19 protein-coding genes are annotated in these 22066 nt (G+C 37.4%); 16 read left to right on the top strand and 3 right to left on the bottom strand.

Annotated elements, in window-relative coordinates; translation table 11 throughout:
* Nucleotides 1–255: 255 nt before the first annotated feature.
* The 15 genes from RH89_RS18815 (at nt 256) to manA (ending at nt 16285) form a co-directional block, all read left to right on the top strand.
* The gene (locus RH89_RS18815; protein ID WP_004405436.1) at nt 256–1071 is read left to right on the top strand and encodes a polysaccharide biosynthesis protein; all 816 of its coding nucleotides are present in this window, start codon (nt 256–258) and stop codon (nt 1069–1071) included.
* Nucleotides 1065–2042, top strand: a complete 978-nt coding sequence (locus RH89_RS28830; protein WP_004405435.1) for a UDP-N-acetylmuramate dehydrogenase — start codon at nt 1065–1067, stop codon at nt 2040–2042. Before RH89_RS18815 ends, RH89_RS28830 begins: the two co-directional genes overlap by 7 nt.
* Complete coding sequence (locus RH89_RS18805) at nt 2039–3061, top strand: polysaccharide pyruvyl transferase family protein (protein WP_004405434.1); 1023 nt, start codon at nt 2039–2041, stop codon at nt 3059–3061. Before RH89_RS28830 ends, RH89_RS18805 begins: the two co-directional genes overlap by 4 nt.
* Nucleotides 3055–4116: a glycosyltransferase gene (locus tag RH89_RS18800; RefSeq protein ID WP_004405433.1), complete on the top strand. Its 1062-nt coding sequence runs from the start codon at nt 3055–3057 to the stop codon at nt 4114–4116. The genes RH89_RS18805 and RH89_RS18800 overlap by 7 nt, the downstream gene beginning before the upstream one ends.
* A 20-nt stretch (nt 4117–4136) precedes the next feature.
* Nucleotides 4137–4625, top strand: a complete 489-nt coding sequence (locus RH89_RS18795) for an acyltransferase (RefSeq protein WP_038146663.1) — start codon at nt 4137–4139, stop codon at nt 4623–4625.
* Nucleotides 4604–5794: a glycosyltransferase family 4 protein gene (locus tag RH89_RS18790; RefSeq protein WP_004405429.1), complete on the top strand. Its 1191-nt coding sequence runs from the start codon at nt 4604–4606 to the stop codon at nt 5792–5794. Before RH89_RS18795 ends, RH89_RS18790 begins: the two co-directional genes overlap by 22 nt.
* Nucleotides 5772–6992: a hypothetical protein gene (locus tag RH89_RS18785; RefSeq protein WP_038146660.1), complete on the top strand. Its 1221-nt coding sequence runs from the start codon at nt 5772–5774 to the stop codon at nt 6990–6992. The genes RH89_RS18790 and RH89_RS18785 overlap by 23 nt, the downstream gene beginning before the upstream one ends.
* Entirely contained in the window at nt 6989–8095 is a 1107-nt protein-coding gene (gmd, locus tag RH89_RS18780; protein ID WP_004405426.1) for a GDP-mannose 4,6-dehydratase, read from the top strand. The genes RH89_RS18785 and gmd overlap by 4 nt, the downstream gene beginning before the upstream one ends.
* 15 nt (nt 8096–8110) lie before the next feature.
* Nucleotides 8111–9052 (top strand): GDP-L-fucose synthase family protein, encoded by a 942-nt coding sequence (locus RH89_RS18775; protein WP_004405424.1) that lies wholly within the window; start codon nt 8111–8113, stop codon nt 9050–9052.
* A 20-nt stretch (nt 9053–9072) separates the two neighbouring features.
* The gene (locus RH89_RS18770) at nt 9073–10179 is read left to right on the top strand and encodes a glycosyltransferase (protein ID WP_004405422.1); all 1107 of its coding nucleotides are present in this window, start codon (nt 9073–9075) and stop codon (nt 10177–10179) included.
* Between the two features lie 107 nt (nt 10180–10286).
* A complete protein-coding gene (locus RH89_RS18765; protein WP_004405421.1) occupies nt 10287–11219 on the top strand; it encodes a GDP-mannose 4,6-dehydratase in 933 nt (310 codons plus the stop codon).
* The gene (locus tag RH89_RS18760; protein ID WP_004405420.1) at nt 11209–11994 is read left to right on the top strand and encodes a glycosyltransferase family 2 protein; all 786 of its coding nucleotides are present in this window, start codon (nt 11209–11211) and stop codon (nt 11992–11994) included. The genes RH89_RS18765 and RH89_RS18760 overlap by 11 nt, the downstream gene beginning before the upstream one ends.
* A 118-nt stretch (nt 11995–12112) precedes the next feature.
* Nucleotides 12113–13555, top strand: a complete 1443-nt coding sequence (locus tag RH89_RS18755; RefSeq protein WP_004405419.1) for a mannose-1-phosphate guanylyltransferase/mannose-6-phosphate isomerase — start codon at nt 12113–12115, stop codon at nt 13553–13555.
* A 23-nt stretch (nt 13556–13578) separates the two neighbouring features.
* A complete protein-coding gene (locus tag RH89_RS18750; RefSeq protein WP_004405418.1) occupies nt 13579–15006 on the top strand; it encodes a phosphomannomutase in 1428 nt (475 codons plus the stop codon).
* 73 nt (nt 15007–15079) lie between these two features.
* Nucleotides 15080–16285 carry a mannose-6-phosphate isomerase, class I gene (gene manA, locus RH89_RS18745; RefSeq protein ID WP_004405417.1) on the top strand — a complete coding sequence of 402 codons (1206 nt, stop codon included), beginning with the start codon at nt 15080–15082 and terminating at the stop codon, nt 16283–16285.
* A 70-nt stretch (nt 16286–16355) separates the two neighbouring features.
* Here the strand turns inward: manA and wecA are convergent, their stop codons facing one another.
* Complete coding sequence (wecA, locus tag RH89_RS18740) at nt 16356–17447, bottom strand: UDP-N-acetylglucosamine--undecaprenyl-phosphate N-acetylglucosaminephosphotransferase (RefSeq protein WP_004405416.1); 1092 nt, start codon at nt 17445–17447, stop codon at nt 16356–16358.
* A 520-nt stretch (nt 17448–17967) separates the two neighbouring features.
* Between wecA and RH89_RS18735 the strand changes: the two genes are divergently transcribed.
* Nucleotides 17968–19134: a nucleotide sugar dehydrogenase gene (locus tag RH89_RS18735; protein ID WP_004405411.1), complete on the top strand. Its 1167-nt coding sequence runs from the start codon at nt 17968–17970 to the stop codon at nt 19132–19134.
* A 69-nt stretch (nt 19135–19203) separates the two neighbouring features.
* On the opposite strand, the gene RH89_RS18730 is transcribed toward RH89_RS18735, so the two are convergent.
* Nucleotides 19204–20355 carry a murein hydrolase activator EnvC family protein gene (locus RH89_RS18730; RefSeq protein ID WP_004405409.1) on the bottom strand — a complete coding sequence of 384 codons (1152 nt, stop codon included), beginning with the start codon at nt 20353–20355 and terminating at the stop codon, nt 19204–19206.
* Nucleotides 20356–20419: 64 nt separating this feature from the next.
* A complete protein-coding gene (gene gpmM / locus RH89_RS18725) occupies nt 20420–21958 on the bottom strand; it encodes a 2,3-bisphosphoglycerate-independent phosphoglycerate mutase (protein WP_004405407.1) in 1539 nt (512 codons plus the stop codon).
* Nucleotides 21959–22066: the final 108 nt, after the last annotated feature.

The following is a 22066-nucleotide window of genomic DNA, read 5'->3' as shown; positions in this document are numbered from 1 at the left end:
CTATTTGGCTGTTTTTTCTAATTTGATGATATGCTTCACACCGATAATATCAATAAACGGCAACATTATATTATCCCGCAATTTCAGCTCAGATAATAAATTTTTGTTAGAGAATCTGCAGAATAACTCGGTTTTTTTTTCATAGTTGCAGTAACTTTTACAGCTGCTCTTTACATAATTTTTCCTATACATGTTGACTTGATTTTATTGTCATTGGTTGCATCACTATTTGGTTCCTTCAGTTCACTCCATTTGATGAAGCTTCAGTTAAATAACGATGCTAAAGGCTTCGGTATTTTGCAGTTAGTGGGTATGACTGTTAACATATCTATTACGCTACTATTTTTTGCTCTCAATGAACTAGATTACCTAACCCGAGCTCTTGCTATAGTAGTTGGTTTATATCTACCATTTTATCGAGAGATAAATAGTTCTCTATATAGATTTTCTATAAAGTTACTCGAAAAAAAATGGATCGTGGAAGGAACGAAATTATACCCTCTTTCAATAATGACATGGTTTCTCTTACATTCAGATAAATTGCTTATTGGTAAACTCCATGGAATGGATACTGCTGGAGGGTATTTTTTAATATATAGCTTATGTCTTCCGCTTGATCTTTGTCTCAATGGTTTTGGTAGGGTAATATATACATCGGTGTATAGGAATAAGGAAAAAATAAAAACACAGTCCAGGTTTGTAGCGATATTTTCATTAATTGCAATTGGTGGTAGTGCCTTTTATATCCCAATTGCTAATTTCGGCTTGGAGTTCTTCATTGACGATAAATTTCATAGTGATGCTAAGTTTATTCTCCCTATTGTAATGTACGTGGTTTTATCGCATATAGCTTCTATGATTCAAACCATGCTAATTTCTACTGGAAATAACTTAAGCGTGTCCAAGCATAATTTAATCGCGACTTTAGTTTATGTTTTTTCGCTTCTAATTTTTGGGGCTGACAATTCTACATATGTCCCCTTTTGTGTTGTAGCAGGATATTCTGTATTAATTTGCACGCTTTTAATTAAGGTTATTTATAAAGCAAAGAATGAGGAAAAAGTGTGTTAGAAAATATTTTATGTAAAAGAGACTATGATACGTCAAAGAAAAGTCACGTAAAAATTGGTGGGACCTTTGATATTGTTTACTTTCCCAAAAGTGTAAGCGAAGTTTTCGAAATCGTAAACTATCTAAATAAGAAAAATCTGGACTACTTTGTTTTAGGGAATTTATCTAACGTTCTTATTCGTGATGGTAGGATTGAGACCATTGGAATTTCGCTCAAGTATTTAAAAAATATTAAGATAATGGGCGAGAAAATTGAAGTTGGCGCGGGTGCACTTATGCCAACATTAGCGACATCTCTTCTAAAAAAAGGTTATCTCGGCTTCGAAGGTTTGGTAGGTATACCTGGTACTGTAGGTGGTGGAATTTACATGAATGCCAGTTCTTATGGTAGCTGTATCTCCGATTTCATAGAGAGCATAACATACATAACTAAAAATGGTTCAATCGAAACAATATCTAAGAGAGAATGTGACTTTAAATGGAGAAATAGTATTTTTAGAAGTGGCGATTATAAGGATGCAATCATTATAAGCTGTCTACTTTCAAACTTAAAGAAAACTGACAAACAGGAAAAAAGTAGTACTGAAAATGTTGACATGGTTAAGTTATTGAGAGGTTCTTATCAAGAAAAGAAGTACCCTAACCTTGGAAGTACATTTTCGACTAGAAATATATATAAAGATATTTTCCAAGATAATAGACTTGATAAGATAGCTGAAATAATGATCCGTATCATATCAAAACTAACAACGGACAGACATAAAACGTATTCAAATCTTATTAGGAAATATACAGTTATTTCAAGAGGGATACCTGATTCCTTGTCAGAGAATATATCAGAGTTCACCTTGAATTGTTTCGTTAATAAGGGTTTAAGTTATAATGAATTCAAAGGTAATATAGAGGAATTCAGGAAAGTTACAAACATAAAAACCGAATTAGAAATTGAAATAGTAGATGAAATAAAATGAAAATAGCTACAGTTACTTATCATGATGGGATAAATTATGGTGCATATTGGCAGGCAAGTTGTCTAGCTCAATTCTTAAAATCACTAGGTCATGAAGTTTATATAGTTGATTATAAGCCAAAAAGTCTTAAGTATAATGAATTGAAGACTTTGTTTTTTACCAAGAGAATTAACTTATTAATTAAGAACTACTTTAAACTAAGAAAGTTTAGAAGCTATCAAAAGGAAAATTTCGAGTTAGTTGAAGTTGATAGAATTAACGACTTAGGTATAGAGATCCTGGTATTTGGAGCTGATGAGATATGGAACTTTACTAATCCACTGATAGGATTAGAATTGACGTTTTTTGGGAAAGTTGGGACCAAAAGCCAGAAAAAGATATCTTACGCCCCTAGTTTTGGAACTGTTGACAGAAATAAACGACTACCTGAAGAAGTTGTAAACGCATTAAGTGATTTTGAACATATAACTACGAGAGACTTAAACTCAGAATCAATAATATCTAAATGCCTTGAAAGGCAGACAGATATTGTCTGTGATCCGGTATTTTTGTGTGATATAGATAAAATTGATTTGATTGAATACCAGAATACTATCGTAATATATTCGACAGGTTTGCCTGACGTTTTTATTCGTAAGATTAAAGCTTATGCCGATGAGAAAAATCTAAAAGTAATAGCGATAGGCTATAGAATTGCAGGTATTGAAAGTTTGATATCATTATCTCCATCTGAGTTTATAGATATTCTTTCTAGTAGTAAGATGGTTGTTACGTCAATGTTTCATGGCGTTATGTTTTCCTTGAAGTTCAATAAACAATTTCTTATTTATGAAGATTTATATCGACGTAATAAATTAGAGACTGTAGTTGAAAGATTAAGGTTGAATGATAGGTTTGTTGATGAATCATCAATAGTTGATAAACTAGATTGCAACTTGGATTATGAACGTGTTAATTCGGTTTTGGAAGAATGGATAAAGTGCTCTCAAGATAAGCTTAAAGAAATGATAAGATGCTGAAGGTAAACATATCTCCGGAGATATTTCACTCTCAAACTGTAGGTGGAATATCTAGATACTTCTCGGAACTCAAAAAAATAGAAGATGATAAGTTGAGCGTTAGCTGTGATGTTATATTCGGTGATAATGAGTACTTACCGGGTAAATATGGGATGTTCAGCAATCGATATATAAATAGAGTTCAGAAGGAAATTAATAGAAAATACTATAAATATAATCACAGTAATATTCGTCACTTAAGCTATTATGACTATGATAGCTTTAGTGATAATAGTCGTAATGTAATTACTGTCTACGACTGTATTCATGAGAAGTTTGGAGTTGATTTTAATGATGAATTAGTTATATATCAAAAACGTAGATGCATTGAAAATGCAGATAAGATAATTTCTATTTCGAATACAACTGCACAAGATGTGATTGATATTTACGGGGTTCCAGATGACAAAATACAGACAATATATCTTGGTGTTGATTTTGAAAAAGGTGATAGTAGAACGCTAGATGACTTTAATTGCTTTCGTCAAAACAACCCTTATATTTTATTTGTAGGCGGTCGAAACGGATACAAAAATTTTAGCACACTATTAGAAGCTTATTCCATGTCCTCTTTTCGGAAAAATGGAGGAATGCTTGTAGCGTTTGGTGCGCCTGCTAGTGTCGAAGAGATACGTAAACTTAAGTTCTTAGGGTTGAGCCAACACGAGATCATGCATGTTCAAGGAAACGATGAAACTCTAAATGATTTTTATAGAAATGCATACTTACATATCGTACCCTCCTTGTATGAGGGTTTTGGATTAACCCCCTTTGAGTCAATAGCGAGCGGATGTAGAACGATAGTCCATAGTAATAGTGTATTTAATGAATTATTTTGTCCTCACAAATTTGTATTTGACCTCAATGATACTGGTGTATTGATCGAACTAATGGATGATTACAATCTAAATGACGTCGCACTAGAGAACATTAGCTTTCTTTCTAAGAGTAATACTAGGTTTACATGGGATAATATGAGGAAGGAAACTTCTAAATTTTATCTTGATTTGTTATAAAAAATTAGAGAATGGTTAAAATGGAGTTCAAAAAAGTACAATCCAGGATAGTGATATATTTCAATTCAATTTATTTGAGAGCTGTTTCACTGATAAAATACAAAGCTTGGATATCTATTTTTGCCGAAATTAGAGTCGAGCCTGGCGCAAAGTTGACTATAGGGAAGAATTCTCGTATTTCATCGGGGAGCGTAATACACGTTTTAAATGGTGCAATATTGGATATTAAGGATAACGTATGGATTGGTCCTTATAACATTATATATTGTCAGAGTGGAATAACGATTAACAGTGGCGTAAGAGTTGCACATTTTTGTACTATTACTGATAACGACTACTATATTTCTAACAAAACTAGCAACAAGATAGACTTCATGAGAAAACGCTATGGTGATATAATCATCGGTCAAAATTCATGGCTCTGTGCGAATGCAACAATTTTACGCGGGGTTAAAGTAGAAGAGAGCAGTATCGTGAAACCAGGAACATGCTTAAAAAGAGAGAAGTAATTATAATATCTGACTATGGCTTTGTTAACGGTGGGGCTGCAAGGGTTGCAGTGGATTCTGCAATTAACATGGCTAGATCAGAAAAGTTTAATGTTACATTTGTATGTACAAAATCTGACGATAAGACAAGAAGATATTTTTCTGATAATAATGTATCGCTAGTCTGCCTTCCCGTACAGTGTCATTGGAAACCTCTTAAAGTTTTGAATTATTTGTTCAACATTAAATCTTTTTTCTTGTTAAAAAAACTGCTAATAAGTTTCTCAATTGACTCCACAATATACGTACATACTTACGTTAATGAGTTTACCTCAAGCCTATTCCTTTCTATACCTAACTTTCGAAAGAGAAAGGTATTTTTAACTGCTCATGATTACTTTACTATATGTCCCAATGGAGCTCATTATAATTTTAGAACGCATAAGCCATGTAAAATTAGAGGAGGAGGAGGGCGATGCTATTTAACACAATGTGATAAGCGAAACTGGTTTGAGGGAATCCTTAGGAGAGTTAAGTTTAGCATTGAAAAAGCGGTATTTTTCTTTCGTAAACCTGAAATACTTTCTATATCAGAAGTGTCTAAAGCTAAATTGTGCGCTTTTGGTTATTCTACAAATGTCGTACTCAATCAGATTTCTTTATCGATAGGAGATAAAATAGCTTCTTTTGACTCTAGATCAGGCCTATTGTATATTGGGAGACTTGACGATGAGAAAGGTTATCATCAGCTTATAGAGGCATGCATAAAATATCAAATACCACTGAAGGTGATTGGTGATATTGATGGAAAAGTTCTTCCTAAAACTGACTTGATCACGCACATTGGGTGGTGTGATAAAGATAGGATTAGCAGCTATATCAAAGAGGCAAGAGCTGTCATTATGCCTTCAATATGGTATGAGTCTTTTGGTTTAGTCCCTCTTGAAGCCGCCGTATTTGGGACTCCAACAATTTTGTCAAGAAGATGTGGTGTAGCAGATTACTTTCCAAGGGACTATGATTTATTTTTTGAACCCGAAGATTTTGAAGAATTACCAATACTTTTAAGTAGAATTAATGAAAAGAAATATTGGCTTCGTTGCTCGAAAGCTTCTATGGATACGTTAGTTAGTTACAAAACTAGAGCCGATAAAACAATCAATGAACATGTTAAAAATATCTGGAATTAGTTATAATACTCGGTCTTCATATTCGTTAATTTTTATTTTTTTATCTTTAGCGACTTTTTCTCAAATAATAGAAAAAATAATTGGGTTAAATATATACCCAATGGCTGTGTCTTTATTGATATTAGCTATACTATTAGCTTTGAAAGGGCTTAACTTAAGAGTTAATATAGGTTTATTAATAGCCTTTCTTTTAATTTCAATACATTTTGTGGTTTCCTATTTTTTTAATTCCTGTAACCTTGGAGTTAAGCAGGTACTTTCATTGCTTATGCTATTATCTGTCTTTATAGTATATAATAATAGAGTGATTTTTAATACTTTGTCTGAGCCTATCCTTCACTATATGATTGTTGGATTTACAGTATTTTTTTTATTATTATCAATTGTGGGTTATAGTGTTATTGATATATTTGCCCATGAAACGAGAAGTAAAGTTGGATTGTATTCAGAATATTCGCATTTGGCCATATTTAGCTTGCCATCAACTTTATATCTATTTTTTCTAGGGAATAGGGTTTACGCACTTACTTGTTTGTCAATAATATTTTGGTTTGCATTCAGTTCTACAGCAATTGTATTTTTGTTTATTGCTACTAATTTACTACTGTATATTAGATATGGTTTTTTGTCTCTAGCATTAACCTTTCCTATCGTCACTTTCTTAGCTGCTCTGCTGATGGTCACGTTTGGTATGCATGATACAATAGCGCGTGCTACTGGGATAATTAATACGGGAAGTGATATCCAAGATTCGGCGTTGAGCTCTATTGTTTGGTTAAACGGATGGAGCATGCTTTATGAATACTTAGTCAATACAAATGGGCTAGGTGTGGGCATAAATCAAATGGGATGTGGGGTAGGATCTCAATATGGTATTTATACAAAAGACATAACGCAATATTTGGGAGCCCCACTAAATGCTAGTGACGGATCTTTTTTATTTTCGAAAATAGTTTCAGAGTTTGGTATTTTTGGATTTGGCATAGTTATATACATACTATTAAAAGTTAGGCAGTTTCTGAGTAAAATTACTTTTAAAGAATTAGTACAAGACAAAGAAATTTCATTCGGTTTTGTGTGTTGCGTTTCTATTTTAGTATTACTATTCGTTAGAGGGATGGGATATTTTAACTTTCCTTTTATAATGTGTCTATGTTGGGTGTTTTTTAGCAGTAATTTAAAGGATAACAGAGTATGAAAAAAGCCTTTATAACAGGTATTACGGGGCAAGATGGCTCTTATTTAGCTGAGTTTCTAATTGAAAAAGGGTACGAAGTACACGGTTTGGTACGTCGTTCTTCTTCATTCAACACAACAAGAATTGATCTAGTTAAGCAAAGTACCACAAATCTTCATCTACATTACGGAGACCTCACAGACACATCCAATTTGATTCAGTTAGTAGGACAGATTCAACCAGATGAAATATATAATTTAGGTGCAATGTCTCATGTGGCAGTTTCATTTGAATCTCCTGAATATACTGCTGATGTTGACGCTATCGGAACATTAAGATTGTTAGAAGCAATACGTATAAATGGGCTTGAAAAGAAAAGTAAATACTATCAAGCTTCTACTTCAGAGTTATATGGTTTGGTTCAAGAAGTTCCTCAGAGAGAGTCTACCCCTTTCTACCCGCGCTCACCCTATGCCGTTGCTAAAATGTATGCCTATTGGATTACCGTGAATTATCGCGAGTCATATGGCATTTATGGCTGTAACGGTATTTTATTTAACCATGAGTCTCCAAGACGAGGTGAAACTTTTGTTACGCGTAAAGTAACTAGGACTTTGGCGAATATATCGCAGGGATTAGAAAGCGCGCTTGAATTAGGTAATTTGGACTCTCTTAGAGATTGGGGGCACGCCAAAGATTATGTTCGAATGCAATGGTTAATGTTGCAGCAAGACAAACCTGAAGATTATGTTATTGCGACAGGTCAACAGATATCTGTGAGAGAGTTTGTAAGGATGTCAGCTATGGAGCTCGGTATAGATATTGAGTTTCAGGGCGAGGGTGTAAAAGAAATAGGCATTGTAAAGTCTGTTGATCAATCGATTTCTCCTGAGGTCAAAGTTGGTGATGTAATCGTAAGAGTTAACGAGAAGTTTTTCCGACCAGCAGAAGTTGATACCTTATTGGGGGACCCAACTAAAGCTAAAAAAAATCTGGGTTGGACGCCAGAAATTACAGTTCAAGAAATGTGCGCAGAAATGGTTGCAGAAGATCTGAAAAACGCAAAAAGATCTCTGGTTTTACAAACAAATGGACTTGCTCTTCCTGTATCCTTGGAAATTTAGTGGAGTGGTTATCCAATGAAGGTTTTTGTTGCAGGGCATAATGGCATGGTTGGTAGTGCTATTTGCCGTATTTTGAGTAAGCAAAGTAAAGTACAGCTATTAGTTCGAGATAAATCTGAGTTAGATCTATTAAGGCAGCGTGAAGTATTTGATTTCCTGTCTAATGAAAAACCAGATGTTGTAATTATAGCTGCGGCTAAGGTTGGTGGTATTTATGCAAATAGCCATTATCCTGGTGAGTTTATTTATAATAATCTCCAAATCCAAAATAATCTTATTCATGGGTCTCATTTAGCCAATGTAGATAAAATTCTGTTTCTGGGGTCTTCTTGTATATACCCTAAAATGGCACCACAACCTATACGAGAGGAGTTTCTTCTTAAAGGGTCGCTTGAACCCACAAATGAGCCGTACGCAATTGCTAAAATTGCAGGAATAAAAATGTGTGAAAGCTATAACCGTGAGTATGGGCGAGACTATCGAAGTGTAATGCCAACAAATCTTTATGGTCCGAAAGATAACTTTCACCCAGAAAATAGCCATGTTATCCCAGCCCTAATTCGTCGTTTTCATGAAGCAAAACTTGGAAATTTACCATCTGTAAAGGTTTGGGGCTCGGGTAAACCAAAGCGAGAGTTCCTATTTGTTGACGATATGGCATCAGCGTGTGTTCATCTGATAAACCTTCCTAAAGATATATATTACGATAAGCTTGATGATATGCAATCTCATATAAATGTAGGTTATGGTGAAGATATCAGTATTAAAGATGTTGCAAATACAATCAAGGAAATAGTCGGATTCCAAGGAGAAATTGTATTTGATAGTGATAAACCGGACGGTACACCGAGGAAGTTGTTAGATTCCTCTTTACTTAGAGATAAAGGTTGGAAACCCGAAGTATCCTTAAGCGATGGACTCAAAATTACTTATGAATTTTTTAAATCTAACTTCTAAAATATCTAAGTGGTATAAAAATGGCCATTAAAGTACTGCAACTTGGCAAATATTACCCCCCTAATTGGGGGGGGATTGAGACCGTAACTTACAATTTGAACCAAGTATTATCGAGTAAAGACATAGAAGTTACAACTTTCGTTTATGGTGATCCTAGAGAAAAAGAAATCGATAAATCAATTAGTCGATTTGACTATATACATTTTCATAGAACACCAATAAGTTTTTCAATGCTGCTTAATGTGATTAAACAGGCGAATAAGTATGACTACATAATATTGCATGTACCTAATCCGTGGTCAATATTGTCACTTTTGTTATCACGATATAGAGGAAAAGTAATCCTGTATTGGCATGCAGAATCTAAAGGTAACCCAATTCTAGAGCGTATTGTTGATTTTGTTCAAAGTAAATTGTTGAAAAGAGTCGATTATATATTTGGCGCGACCTCAGAACATTATAAAAATATGCCAGGTTACGATTCGATTTCGGAAAGGTGTAGGAAGTATAGCTATCCCATAAGTCAAAGGTTATATGAGGTATCTTTGAATCAGAGGGAAAAATCTTTTGACTTTAGTGAAGGGGTAAGGTTACTAAATGTAGGAAGATTGGTAGATTACAAGGGTCAGTGCTATTTAATAGACGCTGTTAGAAAATTAGTAAGTAAGGGTTATGACGTTCATCTTACTCTTATAGGAAGTGGTCCGCTATATTCAGAATTATCTTCTCTAATAAAAAAATATGATCTTGAAGAAAGAATTAAAATTAGACAAAACTTACCAATAGAAGAATTGGAATTAGAACTTCAAAGCTCACATATATTCTGTTTTCCATCGATTTCAGAACAAGAAATGTATGGAATGGCTCAGATTGAAGCTTACGCTTATGGTTTACCGGTAATTGCTAGCAATATTGAAAGGTCAGGAGTTGGAGAGGTGGCTGCTTCATCTGGAGCAGCTTTGATTACTGAGCCTAAAAACTCTGATGACCTAGTAGAAAAAATCGCTACTCTTATAAATAGTAAGTCAAAGCTTAAAGAGATGAGTAGTAGCGCTAAGGATTTTATACGCGGTTTCTCATACGATAGAAAGAGGAAAGAGTTTCTTTCAATTCTTGATTTGAACTGAATTATTGGCTTTATGTAAATAAATCTGATTGCTTAAAGCTGCATAGAGAGTGATAGCTTAGTGTGCGGTGTGCATGGTAATAAAACCATACAAAAGGTGGTGTGATAGTGCGTAAATATGCGGTAATTTTTGGCGCATCGGGACAAGATGGTTTCTTTTTATCTAAGTTGTTGAAAGGTAAAGGGTATTTTGTTCATGGTGTGTCTAGAACCGATAGTAATTGTGACAATTCATACGTTGATAAGTGGTCAAGTTGGGATTACTGGTGCGAAACACAACTCTATGAATTTTTAGATTGGTCAAAGATTGACGAAATATACATCTTAGCTGGTCAGTCTTCTGTCGGACATTCATTTAACGAGCCTTCAAAAACGCTATTTAGTTTTGTAGTGCCCTTAACTATGATTCTTGATGGAATTAGAAATATGAACGTGAAAATACGTTTGTATAATGCATGCTCTAGCGAAGTTTTTGGTAATACCTCGCTGGACGGGGTTAGCGAGGAGTCAGATATGAGCCCCGTGAGCCCTTATGGTGTAGCTAAAAAAATGACATCAGACTTGGTAAAGTTATACAGGAAGGTTTATGATTTGTATTGTGTTAACGGATATTTATTTAATCATGAATCTAATATTAGACCGGATAAGTTTTTTAGTAAAAAATTGGTTAACGCAGCTAAAGATATTAGAAGTGGAAATAGTTCAAAAGTTAAGTTGGGGTGTTTAGATAATATTAGAGATTGGGGTTGGGCAGAGGATTATGTTGTTCCCATGCATTTAATGTTAAATCAAGATGCCCCAGAAGATTATATTATTTCTACCGGTGAAGGGCATAGCTTGCAAGAATTAGCAGAAGGGATTTTTGATTTTTTTGACCTCGACTTGAAGGACTACTACGAGCTTAATTCTAGCTTTGTAAGAAAGGATGATATAAAAATCAGTGTGGGAAATCCGAGTAAGGCACTTGTTAATCTAAACTGGAAATCAAAATATAAATTTAAGGATATAATAAGGAAGTTGGCATCAGAAAATGAAATTTAGTATAGTCATTCCGACCTTTAATAGTGAAGAATTTATTTCTGAAACTCTTGATTCTCTTGATTCTCAAACTTATAAAAATTTTGAGGTTATAATTTCTGATGGTTTGTCAACAGATAATACCCTATCGATTGCTGAATCATACTCTAAAGACTTTGATGTTTTGGTTCGATCCTCTAAAGATAGCGGGATGTATGATGCATTAAATAAAGGCTTCGACTTAGCTAGTGGAGATATATATTGTTATCTAAATAGTGATGATTTATATGAACCTGATACACTTGAAGTCGTTTTAAAACAATTTATGAATGAACCTAATGCTGAATTTATCTTTGGGAATATGTATATTTTTACTAAAGAATATAAGCAAAAGGTTGTCTATCCTCCTTTGATTAAGACCTTTTTCAAAAATGTTAACTATAGTATGTTTGGTCAACCTAGTACTTTTTGGAAGTCGGAGTTATATTCTGAAGTTGGAGGGTTTGACTCACAGTTAAAAATGGCTGGAGATTATGATTTTTTTTGTAGGTGCTTAGATAGAGAAATCAGTCGTTCTTCAAAATACTTATCTAGCTTCCGAGTCCACGACAGCTCTTTAACCAGTAATCATGGAGACATTAGTTTATTGGAAATGCAGGGTGTTCGTAGTAAATACTATAATTTAAAAAAAAGGAATCCGTTCTTGGTTATAATTTCAGAACTTTATTTTAAGGTAAGTAACTTATCTACTATATATAAGAGACTGAGACGTAGTATTCTAAAAAGAAAATTGTCGTAGAACATATTATTTATATTCTTTATCTGTATGATGTAAAATTGACCTTGTAAAGAACTCTTTTTACTATGCTACCGAAACTTATTTTACAAAGTAATTCCCATTTAACAACGAGTTGATAATGCTTATTCCTGTAATTATGGCCGGCGGCTCGGGCAGTCGTTTATGGCCTTTATCTCGTGCAAAATACCCTAAGCAATTCCTAGCGGTAACTGGCGAGCAAACAATGCTTCAGCAAACATTAAATCGCATGGTAGGTCTACAACACGATGCACCGTTTGTTATCTGTAATGAAGAGCATCGATTCCTAGTTGCTGAGCAACTTCGCCGTATTGAGAGCAGTTATAGCGGGATACTATTAGAACCAGTCGGGCGTAATACTGCTCCTGCTATTGCCTTAGCCGCAAAGTTTGCCCTATCTGAAAACCAAACTTCAGATGAAGATGTATTGATGCTGGTTCTTGCTGCGGATCATGTAATCAAAGATACTCAATCTTTTCATCAATCGGTGAAAGCTGCCATTCCGTATGCACGACGTGGTGATATGGTAACTTTCGGTATCAAAGCGAATACACCAGAAACAGGCTATGGGTACATTAAAACCGGTCATAAAGTTACCGCTGCGGATGAAAGTCAAGGTTTTAGTGTCGATAGTTTTGTCGAAAAGCCTAATCTCAAAACTGCGAAGCAGTATCTGGAGGATGGTAGCTACTTGTGGAACAGCGGTATGTTCTTATTCAAAGCATCTACCTATCTTGAAGAGTTAGCTAAGTTCAGACCAGATATCTTGAAAGCATGTGATAAGGCATTCGATAGTCATTTTGACGATCTAGACTTTATTCGTATGTCATCTGAACTGTTTTCACAGATCCCCGACGAATCAATCGATTTCGCGGTAATGGAAAAAACAGAGAAAGCTGTAGTCGTTCCAATGGACGCAAATTGGAGTGATGTTGGTTCTTGGTCAGCACTTTGGGACGTGAACAATAAAGATGAAAAAGGCAATGCAACTCGTGGTGATGTGTTAACTGAGCAGACTCAGAATAGCTACATTTATTCACAAAATAAACTCGTTGCTACCGTTGGTATCGAAAACCTGATCATCGTAGAGACAAAAGATGCGGTATTAGTGGCTGATAAAGAAAAGGTTCAAGATGTAAAGTCGATTGTCAATCAGCTAAAGCAACAAAACCGAGCAGAGTGTCAGCAACATCAAGAGGTATATCGCCCATGGGGTTCCCATGAGACGGTATCTGAAGGTCAGCGCTACCATGTGAAGCAAGTGTTAGTAAAACCAAAAGAAAAAACAGCTCTGCAGATGCATTACCATAGAGCTGAACACTGGATTGTCGTATCAGGTACAGCTAAAGTAACAAAAGGCGACGAAACTTTCCTTCTTACTGAAAATCAGTCGACTTATATTCCTGTGGGTACACCGCACTCTGTAGAAAACCCAGGACAGGTGCCCTTAGAACTTGTCGAAGTTCGCTCAGGCTCGTACCTTGAGGAAGACGATATTGTTCGTTTTGATGAACAAGCATCTAAGTTTGGTGGTGACTACTAACTACTTATTGAGATAGGAAAATTATGGCAACACAATTAATCAGTAGTGAAGTGCTTGGGGCTTCAGGTGTTCAATTTGGTACTAGTGGTGCAAGGGGGCTCGTTACACAGTTTACATCGGACGTTTGTGCTGCATTTACTCATGCATTTGTCGCATCAATGCGTGGAAATTTTACTTTCAATCAAATTGCAGTGGCAATTGATAATCGCCCAAGTAGCCCTGCAATGGCGCAATCTGTCATTCAAGCGCTGACCGATGCAGGTATAGAGGCTATTTACTACGGTGTTGTACCTACTCCTGCGCTAGCGTACACAGCAATGCAAGATAATATGCCCTGTATAATGGTGACTGGATCTCACATACCTTTTGATCGTAATGGAATCAAGTTTTACCGCCCCGATGGAGAGATCACCAAAGCAGATGAACAAGCAATCTTAAACAAGAAAGTAGCCTTTAGTCGTATCGATGAGTTGCCTGAGTTAACGATTGACTTACGAGCTGCCGAGCTTTACCGAAAGCGTTATGTCGATTTGTTTGACTCAGATTTACTAGAAGGAAAGCGCATAGGTATTTACGAACATTCAAGTGCTGGCAGGGACATTTATCAAGGTTTATTTGAGTCACTTGGGGCTGAAGTCATTTCATTGGAACGTACTGATGAGTTTGTTCCAATTGACACCGAAGCTGTGGCTGAATCTGATAAAGAAAAAGCACGTTTTTGGTCCAAACAGTATAATTTAGATTTTATTTTCTCAACAGATGGAGACGGTGATCGTCCATTAGTTGCTGATGAGAACGGCGAATGGTTGAGAGGTGATATCCTAGGCTTGCTTTGTTCGCAAGCGCTTCAAGTTGAAGCATTGGCTGTGCCTGTTAGCTGTAACACTATTATCGCAAGATCTCCTGAGTTCAAAGCTGTTTCTAAAACTCGGATTGGTTCGCCTTATGTCATTGCTGAATTTTCTGAATTAGCAAAAACTTATAAAATAATTGCTGGGTTTGAAGCTAACGGAGGATATTTGCTTGGAAGTGATATGTTGGTTAATGGGAAGCCTTTAAAAGCGTTGCCAACCCGTGACGCCGTTCTACCAACGCTAATGTTACTTTCTTTAGCGAAAAAAACATCGATCGAAAGCTTGGTAAGTAATCTACCACAGCGTTTTACGCATAGTGATCGTATTCAAAACTTTCCTACGGAAAATAGTTTAGCAATACTTGAATATGGCAAGATGAATCCTGAAGAATTACTGCTAAAGCTTGGCTTTACGGATTTAAAAGTAGAATGTACTGACACTACTGATGGTTTGAGATTGTCTTTGACTAATGATGTAATCATTCACCTACGACCTTCTGGTAATGCTCCAGAATTGCGGTGCTATGCTGAAGCTGCGTCCTTTGATACTGCTAAAGCGCTTGTAAACTCTGTTTTGTTGCGTGTGCAGCAAGTTTAATAAAATATAAGAAATATAAAAGCTTGACTTGGAATAATCTGAGTCAAGCTTTTTTCGTTTAATGGTAATGCTGATGAACTTTTTTAAACTTAATAACCCAATACAAAATTATGCTTGGGGCAGTAATACTGCTCTTCAAGAGCTATTTGGTATTGAAAATCCCAACGGAGAGCCTCAAGCAGAGATTTGGATGGGCGCACACCCTAATGGCTGTTCAAAGCTTCAATTTGAAGACGAAGATATTCTCTTATCTGAATTTATCAATAGAGATAAAGTTCGAATTCTATCTTATTCAGTTGAAAAACAATTTGGAGAATTACCTTATCTATTTAAAGTCTTATCGGCAGAAAGTGCTTTGTCAATCCAAGTTCACCCAAATAAAGAGGAAGCGGAAAGTGGCTTTGCTAAAGAAGAGGATTTAGGTGTCTTACGTTCTGCTTGGAATAGAAACTATAAAGATGCCAATCATAAACCTGAACTAGTTTATGCCTTGACCACTTACCAGGCAATGAACGGTTTTCGAGCATACGCAGACATTATCTCATTGTTTTCTAGGGTTATTGAAAAACTTGACTTACCAGTTATTCAAAAATTAGTAGAATCTTTCAGAAAGAATATGACCCCTGAAGGAATGGAGGTTTTCTTTACTGGTGTTTTGTCCCTAGGTGATAAGGATAAAGAGCTATCAATTCGTGGACTAATTGAATATGCAAAAGAGTATCAGAGACCAAATAAAGAAAATGATATCTGGACTTTAATTCTAGATCTTGAACAAACTTATCCTAATGATGTAGGTCTCTTTGGACCTCTTATGCTTAATGTTTTTACACTTAAACCAGGTGATGCCATGTATCTTGATGCAAGAACACCGCATGCTTATATAAGAGGCACCGGTTTAGAGGTCATGGCAAACTCCGATAATGTTTTACGCGCAGGGTTAACGTTAAAGCATATTGATGTAAAAGAATTAGTTCGTTGTACTTCATTTGTTGAAAAGCCTTTAGAGTCTTTGTTGCTTGCGCCGAAGGTGCTTGGAAGAAAAAATAGTTATTCCGTACCAGTTCCAGATTTTAGCTTTGATTGCTTTACTATGGCTAGCGATGAAAAAATATTAGTCCAAGGTGCAGAGATTTTATTTGCGATAGATAGTATTGTAACGGTTGTACATACTTCTGGTGAAAGCTTAGTTATCGCGAAAGGGGAGTCTGTTTTTATCCCCGCTTATGCAGAAGAATACCTTTTAAACTCGGAAGGTAGAGTTGCTAGAGTTTACATTTGACATTCAAATAATTGACTATTCTTATCTTAGCGACCACTAACTCATAGCTAAAGTTTAGTGGTCATTTTCGTTAGAGTTTTGAGTGTTGAATATCTGCCGTTTTACCAAGTTTAGCTCTCAGAAAGCTAGTTATCTTCCAAATGTATGCCAATATTGCTGAGTACACAACAAAGCATGCAACAAAGAGGCTAAACATGAGTACTTCTGGTATATTCACACTCTCGCCATAAATACCAAACCCTGCAAATAAAGCTGCAATAGAACAGATAGTAATTAGTGTTTGCTTAGGACCGAGACCCAAGCGTTGGAATATGTGGTGTAAATGTTCTCTATCTGGTTTAAAGGGAGAATGACCCCTTCTAACTCTTCGCAGCATAATTGCAGCCATATCCATCAATGGGATGGCTATTAGCCATAAAGCAGTCACTGGTCGTATCAAAGTTTCCCCTGCTTCTCTACTGCTTTGACTAGCACTTAGGAGTATCCATATAACACTAAACCCAATTAACATGCTGCCAGCATCCCCCATGAACACTTTACGAGTTCTGCCTAACAAGCCTAAGTTCATACAAATATAGGGTATCATCGCGACAACAATAACTAAGCAGAGGTATGCTAGATTATGCTGAGAATCTAAACTCAGCAATATAGCTATCGCGCTAAAAGTTACTATTGATAATCCACCAAGCAATCCATCAATTCCATCTACCATATTGAAGGCATTTATAGCTCCAATTACAGCAAGCGTAGTTATAAACAAGCTGAATAAGGGAGATTCAAAGATAATATTGCCAATACCAAACATGTCTCCAAGAAAATGAAGGCTGAGTCCCCCAAAGTACACCATGGCTATGGAAAGAGAAGCTTGGCAAGCCATCCTAATTTTGAAGCTAACGTCAAATTTGTCATCAAGAGCCCCTAGAATTGTAAGAAATGCAATAGATCCCAGAAATAGCTCGCTATTTTGGATGACATCGGGTTTAAACAAAATGAAGTGACTTAGAGTTATACAAACTGATATTCCCCCGACCAGAGGTACTGCGCCCGTATGTAGTTTTCTTGCATTAGGGGTATCGACTAAACCAATACGCTTGGCTATCTTACGCATCAAAAATAACGTAGCAAACGAGGAGAAGAATACAAATAGTAGTTCTAGAAACATGACGTAAAGTTGAATTTATATGCTTGAGATTTATTAAAATTCCCCTACAAAGGGATGCGTAAGCATACCATTAAAACACCTAGCAGATGTAGCTTTTATGTACCAAAATGCGTTTACTATTTATATACAGCAAGTTAGTTCAAATTAACCCGAGTATCTTAGAGTGGTTACTATACAAACTTGCTTTACGGTTTAACAAGTTTTTTCGTTTCAACTACCGATAACGAGAGTTGAAGTTATTTATAAGGTGGAGTTTAAAGGTGAGTTGTTCTTCAAGTGTGATCTCTACAAATGAGTGGGTCGCCACCTCTCTCTTTTCTTTTGTTTCATCCTCATACTCTCTTAGTCGTTGATTTCATCCCCGTTTCATAATCCTACCCTAATCTAGTTTGCTAGATTTACCACAAAGCTCATTGTCTTTCTCGTTGAGCGAAATAAGCGTGTAATTTGCGCAAATCTAGATTGATGCTGTACTTACGATAAAGGTGCGCATCTGATTTTGTCGGTAGGGTAGGTATAGATGAAAATTGCGATAGCAGGGACGGGATACGTAGGTTTATCCAATGCAGTTTTGTTAGCTCAACATAACCAAGTAATAGCAGTGGATGTCATTGAAGAAAAAGTAAACCTTATTAATGACAAGCTCTCACCGATATCAGACAGTGAGATCGAATCTTTTCTTCAAGACAAACCATTAAACCTTGTTGCTACATTGGACAAAGAGAAAGCATATAAAGATGCTGAGTTTGTCGTCATCGCAACTCCAACGGATTACGACCCGGTTACTAACTATTTCAATACCTCTTCAGTTGAGGCTGTTATCAAAGACGTTATGGCAATCAATCCCAATGCGACCATGGTGATTAAGTCTACAGTGCCTGTGGGGTATACCGAACGTATTAGAAAAGAACTAGATTGTAAGAATCTGATATTTTCTCCAGAGTTCTTGAGAGAGGGGCGTGCGCTTTACGATAATCTTCATCCGTCTCGTATAATTGTTGGTGAACAGAGCGAACGAGCAGAGAAGTTTGCGAGTTTGTTGGTGCAAGGTGCTGAAAAAGAAAATATCGAAGTTTTGTTCACTAACTCGACAGAAGCAGAAGCTGTTAAACTGTTCTCAAATACTTACCTTGCGATGCGCGTGGCGTATTTTAACGAGTTAGATTCTTATGCAGAATCTCTGGGACTAGACTCTAGACAAATCATTGAAGGTGTTGGGCTTGATCCCCGAATTGGCAACCACTACAACAACCCATCGTTTGGGTATGGTGGTTACTGTTTGCCGAAAGACACCAAGCAGCTTCTGGCGAATTACCAAGATGTGCCGAACAACATCGTTCAGGCGATTGTTGATGCCAACCGCACTCGTAAAGATTTTATTGCCGAATCGATTTTGAAGAAGTCACCAAAAGTAGTAGGCATTTATCGTCTTATAATGAAGGCGGGTTCTGATAACTTCCGCGCTTCAAGTATTCAGGGGATTATGAAACGCCTGAAAGCTAAGGGTATTGAAGTGGTCGTTTACGAGCCGGTGCTAAAAGAAGAGCAATTCTTTAATTCGCGTGTAATGACAGATTTTGAAGAATTTAAGTCAGTCTCTGACGTGATTGTATCTAACCGTATGGTTGAAGAGCTCAACGATGTAACGGAAAAAGTCTACACACGTGATTTATTCGGTAGTGACTAAATCTAGTTATTCGACTTATTAAAAGTAAGGGAGCTTCAAAGCTCCCTTTCTTTTTATCTGAATATTGGATTACCGCACCAACCAAGACTTAGGATTTTGTGCTTTGCTGTTGCGGCGGATTTCGAAGTAAAGTGATGTTTTGTCTTGCCCGCCAGTGTCTCCCGCTAATGCGATGGTTTCACCTGCGGTGACTCTATCGCCTTCTTTTTTCATCAAGGTTTGATTGAAGCCATACAGTGTCATATCCCCTTTGCCGTGGTCTAGAAGTACCAATAATCCATACCCACGAAGATATTCAGCGAAAACAACAGTACCAGGGTATACCGCTTTAACTGGTTGCTGGTGCTTGGCGGAAATTACCATGCCTTTCCAGTTAACCTGACCGGTTTGCTTAGTTCCGTAGTTGTGAAGCACTCTGCCTCTTAATGGCCACGGGAGTTTGCCTTTCTGTCGGCTTAAACCATTCATTGGAATTGAGGCGCGCTTAGCGGCTTTGGCTATCTCGGCTTTTAGACGATTTTCGTTGCGTTGAAGTTCGTCTAAATAGGTTTTGTCGTTTTTAATCGTACTTTTAATTTTAGAAACGGTTTTCTTGCGGCTGGATTGCGATGTGGTTAGCTCTTTCTTTTTAGATTTCTGCGTCACTAACAAGTCAGAGATTTCTTTTTGCTTTTGAGTCAGTGCACGGTGGTTGTGTTCTAAGTCGGCTTCTGTTTTTTGGAGCGCTTCTATGGCTTTAGTACGCTCTTTAGCAAGATGTTGAAAGTAATGACCAATTCGATCTAATTCGGCTTTATTGTCGCTTTGAAGCAGTGTTGCAGCATCGTATTTGCGACGGGTAATGTAGTAGGTTTTGACCAGCTCTTTTAGCGTATCGCTTTGCACCTTCTGCTGGGCTTCTAATTCAGATTTCTGTTTTTGGTACTGAGTCAGGTTGCCATTGGCTTTTTTCAGGGCAGACTGAGTCTGGCTGATTGCTTTCTCTATCGCGTTGATAGAAAGCTCGTGTTTCTTTAGCGCACTTTGAAGCTGATTGAGCTGCTTTTGATTCTTGTTGAGTTGCGTCTGCTGACGCGAAATCTCCGATTTAACGCCTTTTAACTCGGTTTGCGTTGCGGCATTGACGCTGAGAGCTGGGAAAATGAGAGCCAGAAAACATGACAAAACGCCAGTGCGAAGGGCACTGGCGTTAAATGAATGCTGTGATTGAAACAGGTTCATCCTTAACAATAATTCCGCCATAAGGGGAGGCTGAATCTCTTCAGCCTCTTGACTATGACAATGATTATTTCAGATTAACGATTACCTGACCAGTCATCTCCGCAGGGATTTCTGTATCTGTTAGCTCAAGCATAGTCGGAGCAAGGTCAGAAAGCTTACCACCTTCAACAAACTCAACGTTACGCTCACCTACGTATACTAGCGGTACAGGAAGAGTCGTGTGCGCCGTGTGAACGCCACCTGTTGCTGGGTCTACCATCATTTCTGCGTTACCGTGGTCCGCAGTGATCAGAACCTGACCGCCTACTTCACGAATGGCTTCAACTACGCGACCTACACATGTATCTACTGCTTCGATAGCTTTTACTGCTGCTTCGTAAACACCTGTGTGACCTACCATGTCTGGGTTAGGGTAGTTACAGATGATGGAGTCGTACTTACCAGACTTAATCGCCTCAACAAATTTGTCTGTCAGCTCTTCAGAGCTCATTTCTGGCTGAAGGTCGTAAGTTGCGACTTTTGGAGAAGCAACCAAGCTGCGATCTTCACCTTCAAACTCTGTTTCAACACCGCCGTTGAAGAAGAAAGTAACGTGTGCGTACTTTTCAGTTTCAGACATACGAAGCTGAGTTTTACCTTGCTTAGATAGCCACTCACCTAGTGTGTTGTCTAGAGATGCTGGTGGGAAAGCTGTTGCAAGAGGAATGTCTGCAGCGTATTGAGTCAGCATGACAAATTCAACAGATGGGAATACGTTGCGCTCAAAACCAGCAAAATCTGTCACGAAAGTGCGGGTGATTTGACGAGCACGGTCGGCGCGGTAGTTCATGAAGAGTACTGCATCGCCGTCTTGAATACTTGCGTCTTCTTGGCCTTTTGCTTTGATTGCCGTCGCTTTAACAAACTCATCGTTTTCTTCACGAGCGTAAGCCGCTTCAAGACCAGCAACAGCGCTGTCTGCGCTGAATTCTGCTTTTGCTTCAGTCAGAAGTTCGTATGCCGCTTGCACGCGATCCCAGTTGTTGTCACGGTCCATAGCGTAGTAACGACCAACCAGAGAAGCGATACGACCTTTACCTAGCTCTGCGAACAGTGCATCAAAACGCTTTAGTGAGTTCTCTGCACTGCGTGGTGGAGTGTCACGACCGTCTAGGAAGCAGTGTAGGTAGATTTTTTCAGCGCCACGTGCTGCTGCCATTTTAACAGCTGCGTAGATGTGATCTTCATGGCTGTGAACACCACCTGGTGACATCAGACCCATCAAGTGAACCGCTTTGCCTGCTTCAACTGCTTTGTCGATAGCACTAACGAGTGCTTCTGTCTGCTCAAATTCACCATCCGCAATAGACTTTGTAATGCGGGTTAGGTCTTGGTATACGATACGACCAGCACCAATGTTGGTATGACCTACTTCTGAGTTACCCATTTGACCGTCAGGCAGACCCACATCCATACCAGATGAAGAGATCAGAGTGTTTGGGCAAGTGGCAAGCAGATCGTCCATTACCGGTGTATTTGCATTCGCAATCGAGTTGCTTTCGATTTCTTCACGGTGTCCCCACCCATCCAGAATAACAAGAGCCATTGGCTTCTTAGCTGACATAGTTCTAACCTCGTCAAATTCAAAGTAACTGTTAAATCAAATTAGCGTAATTTTACTACACTTCTTAGGGCAAACTGTAGCCTTAGATCAAATAATGATGAGGCTTGG

This window comes from Vibrio nigripulchritudo ATCC 27043, from assembly GCF_000222685.1.
In the GTDB taxonomy this organism is placed as follows: Bacteria; Pseudomonadota; Gammaproteobacteria; order Enterobacterales; family Vibrionaceae; genus Vibrio; species Vibrio nigripulchritudo.
Note: the sequence above shows the minus strand (reverse complement) of the source record. Positions and strands in the feature narration are given on the sequence as shown.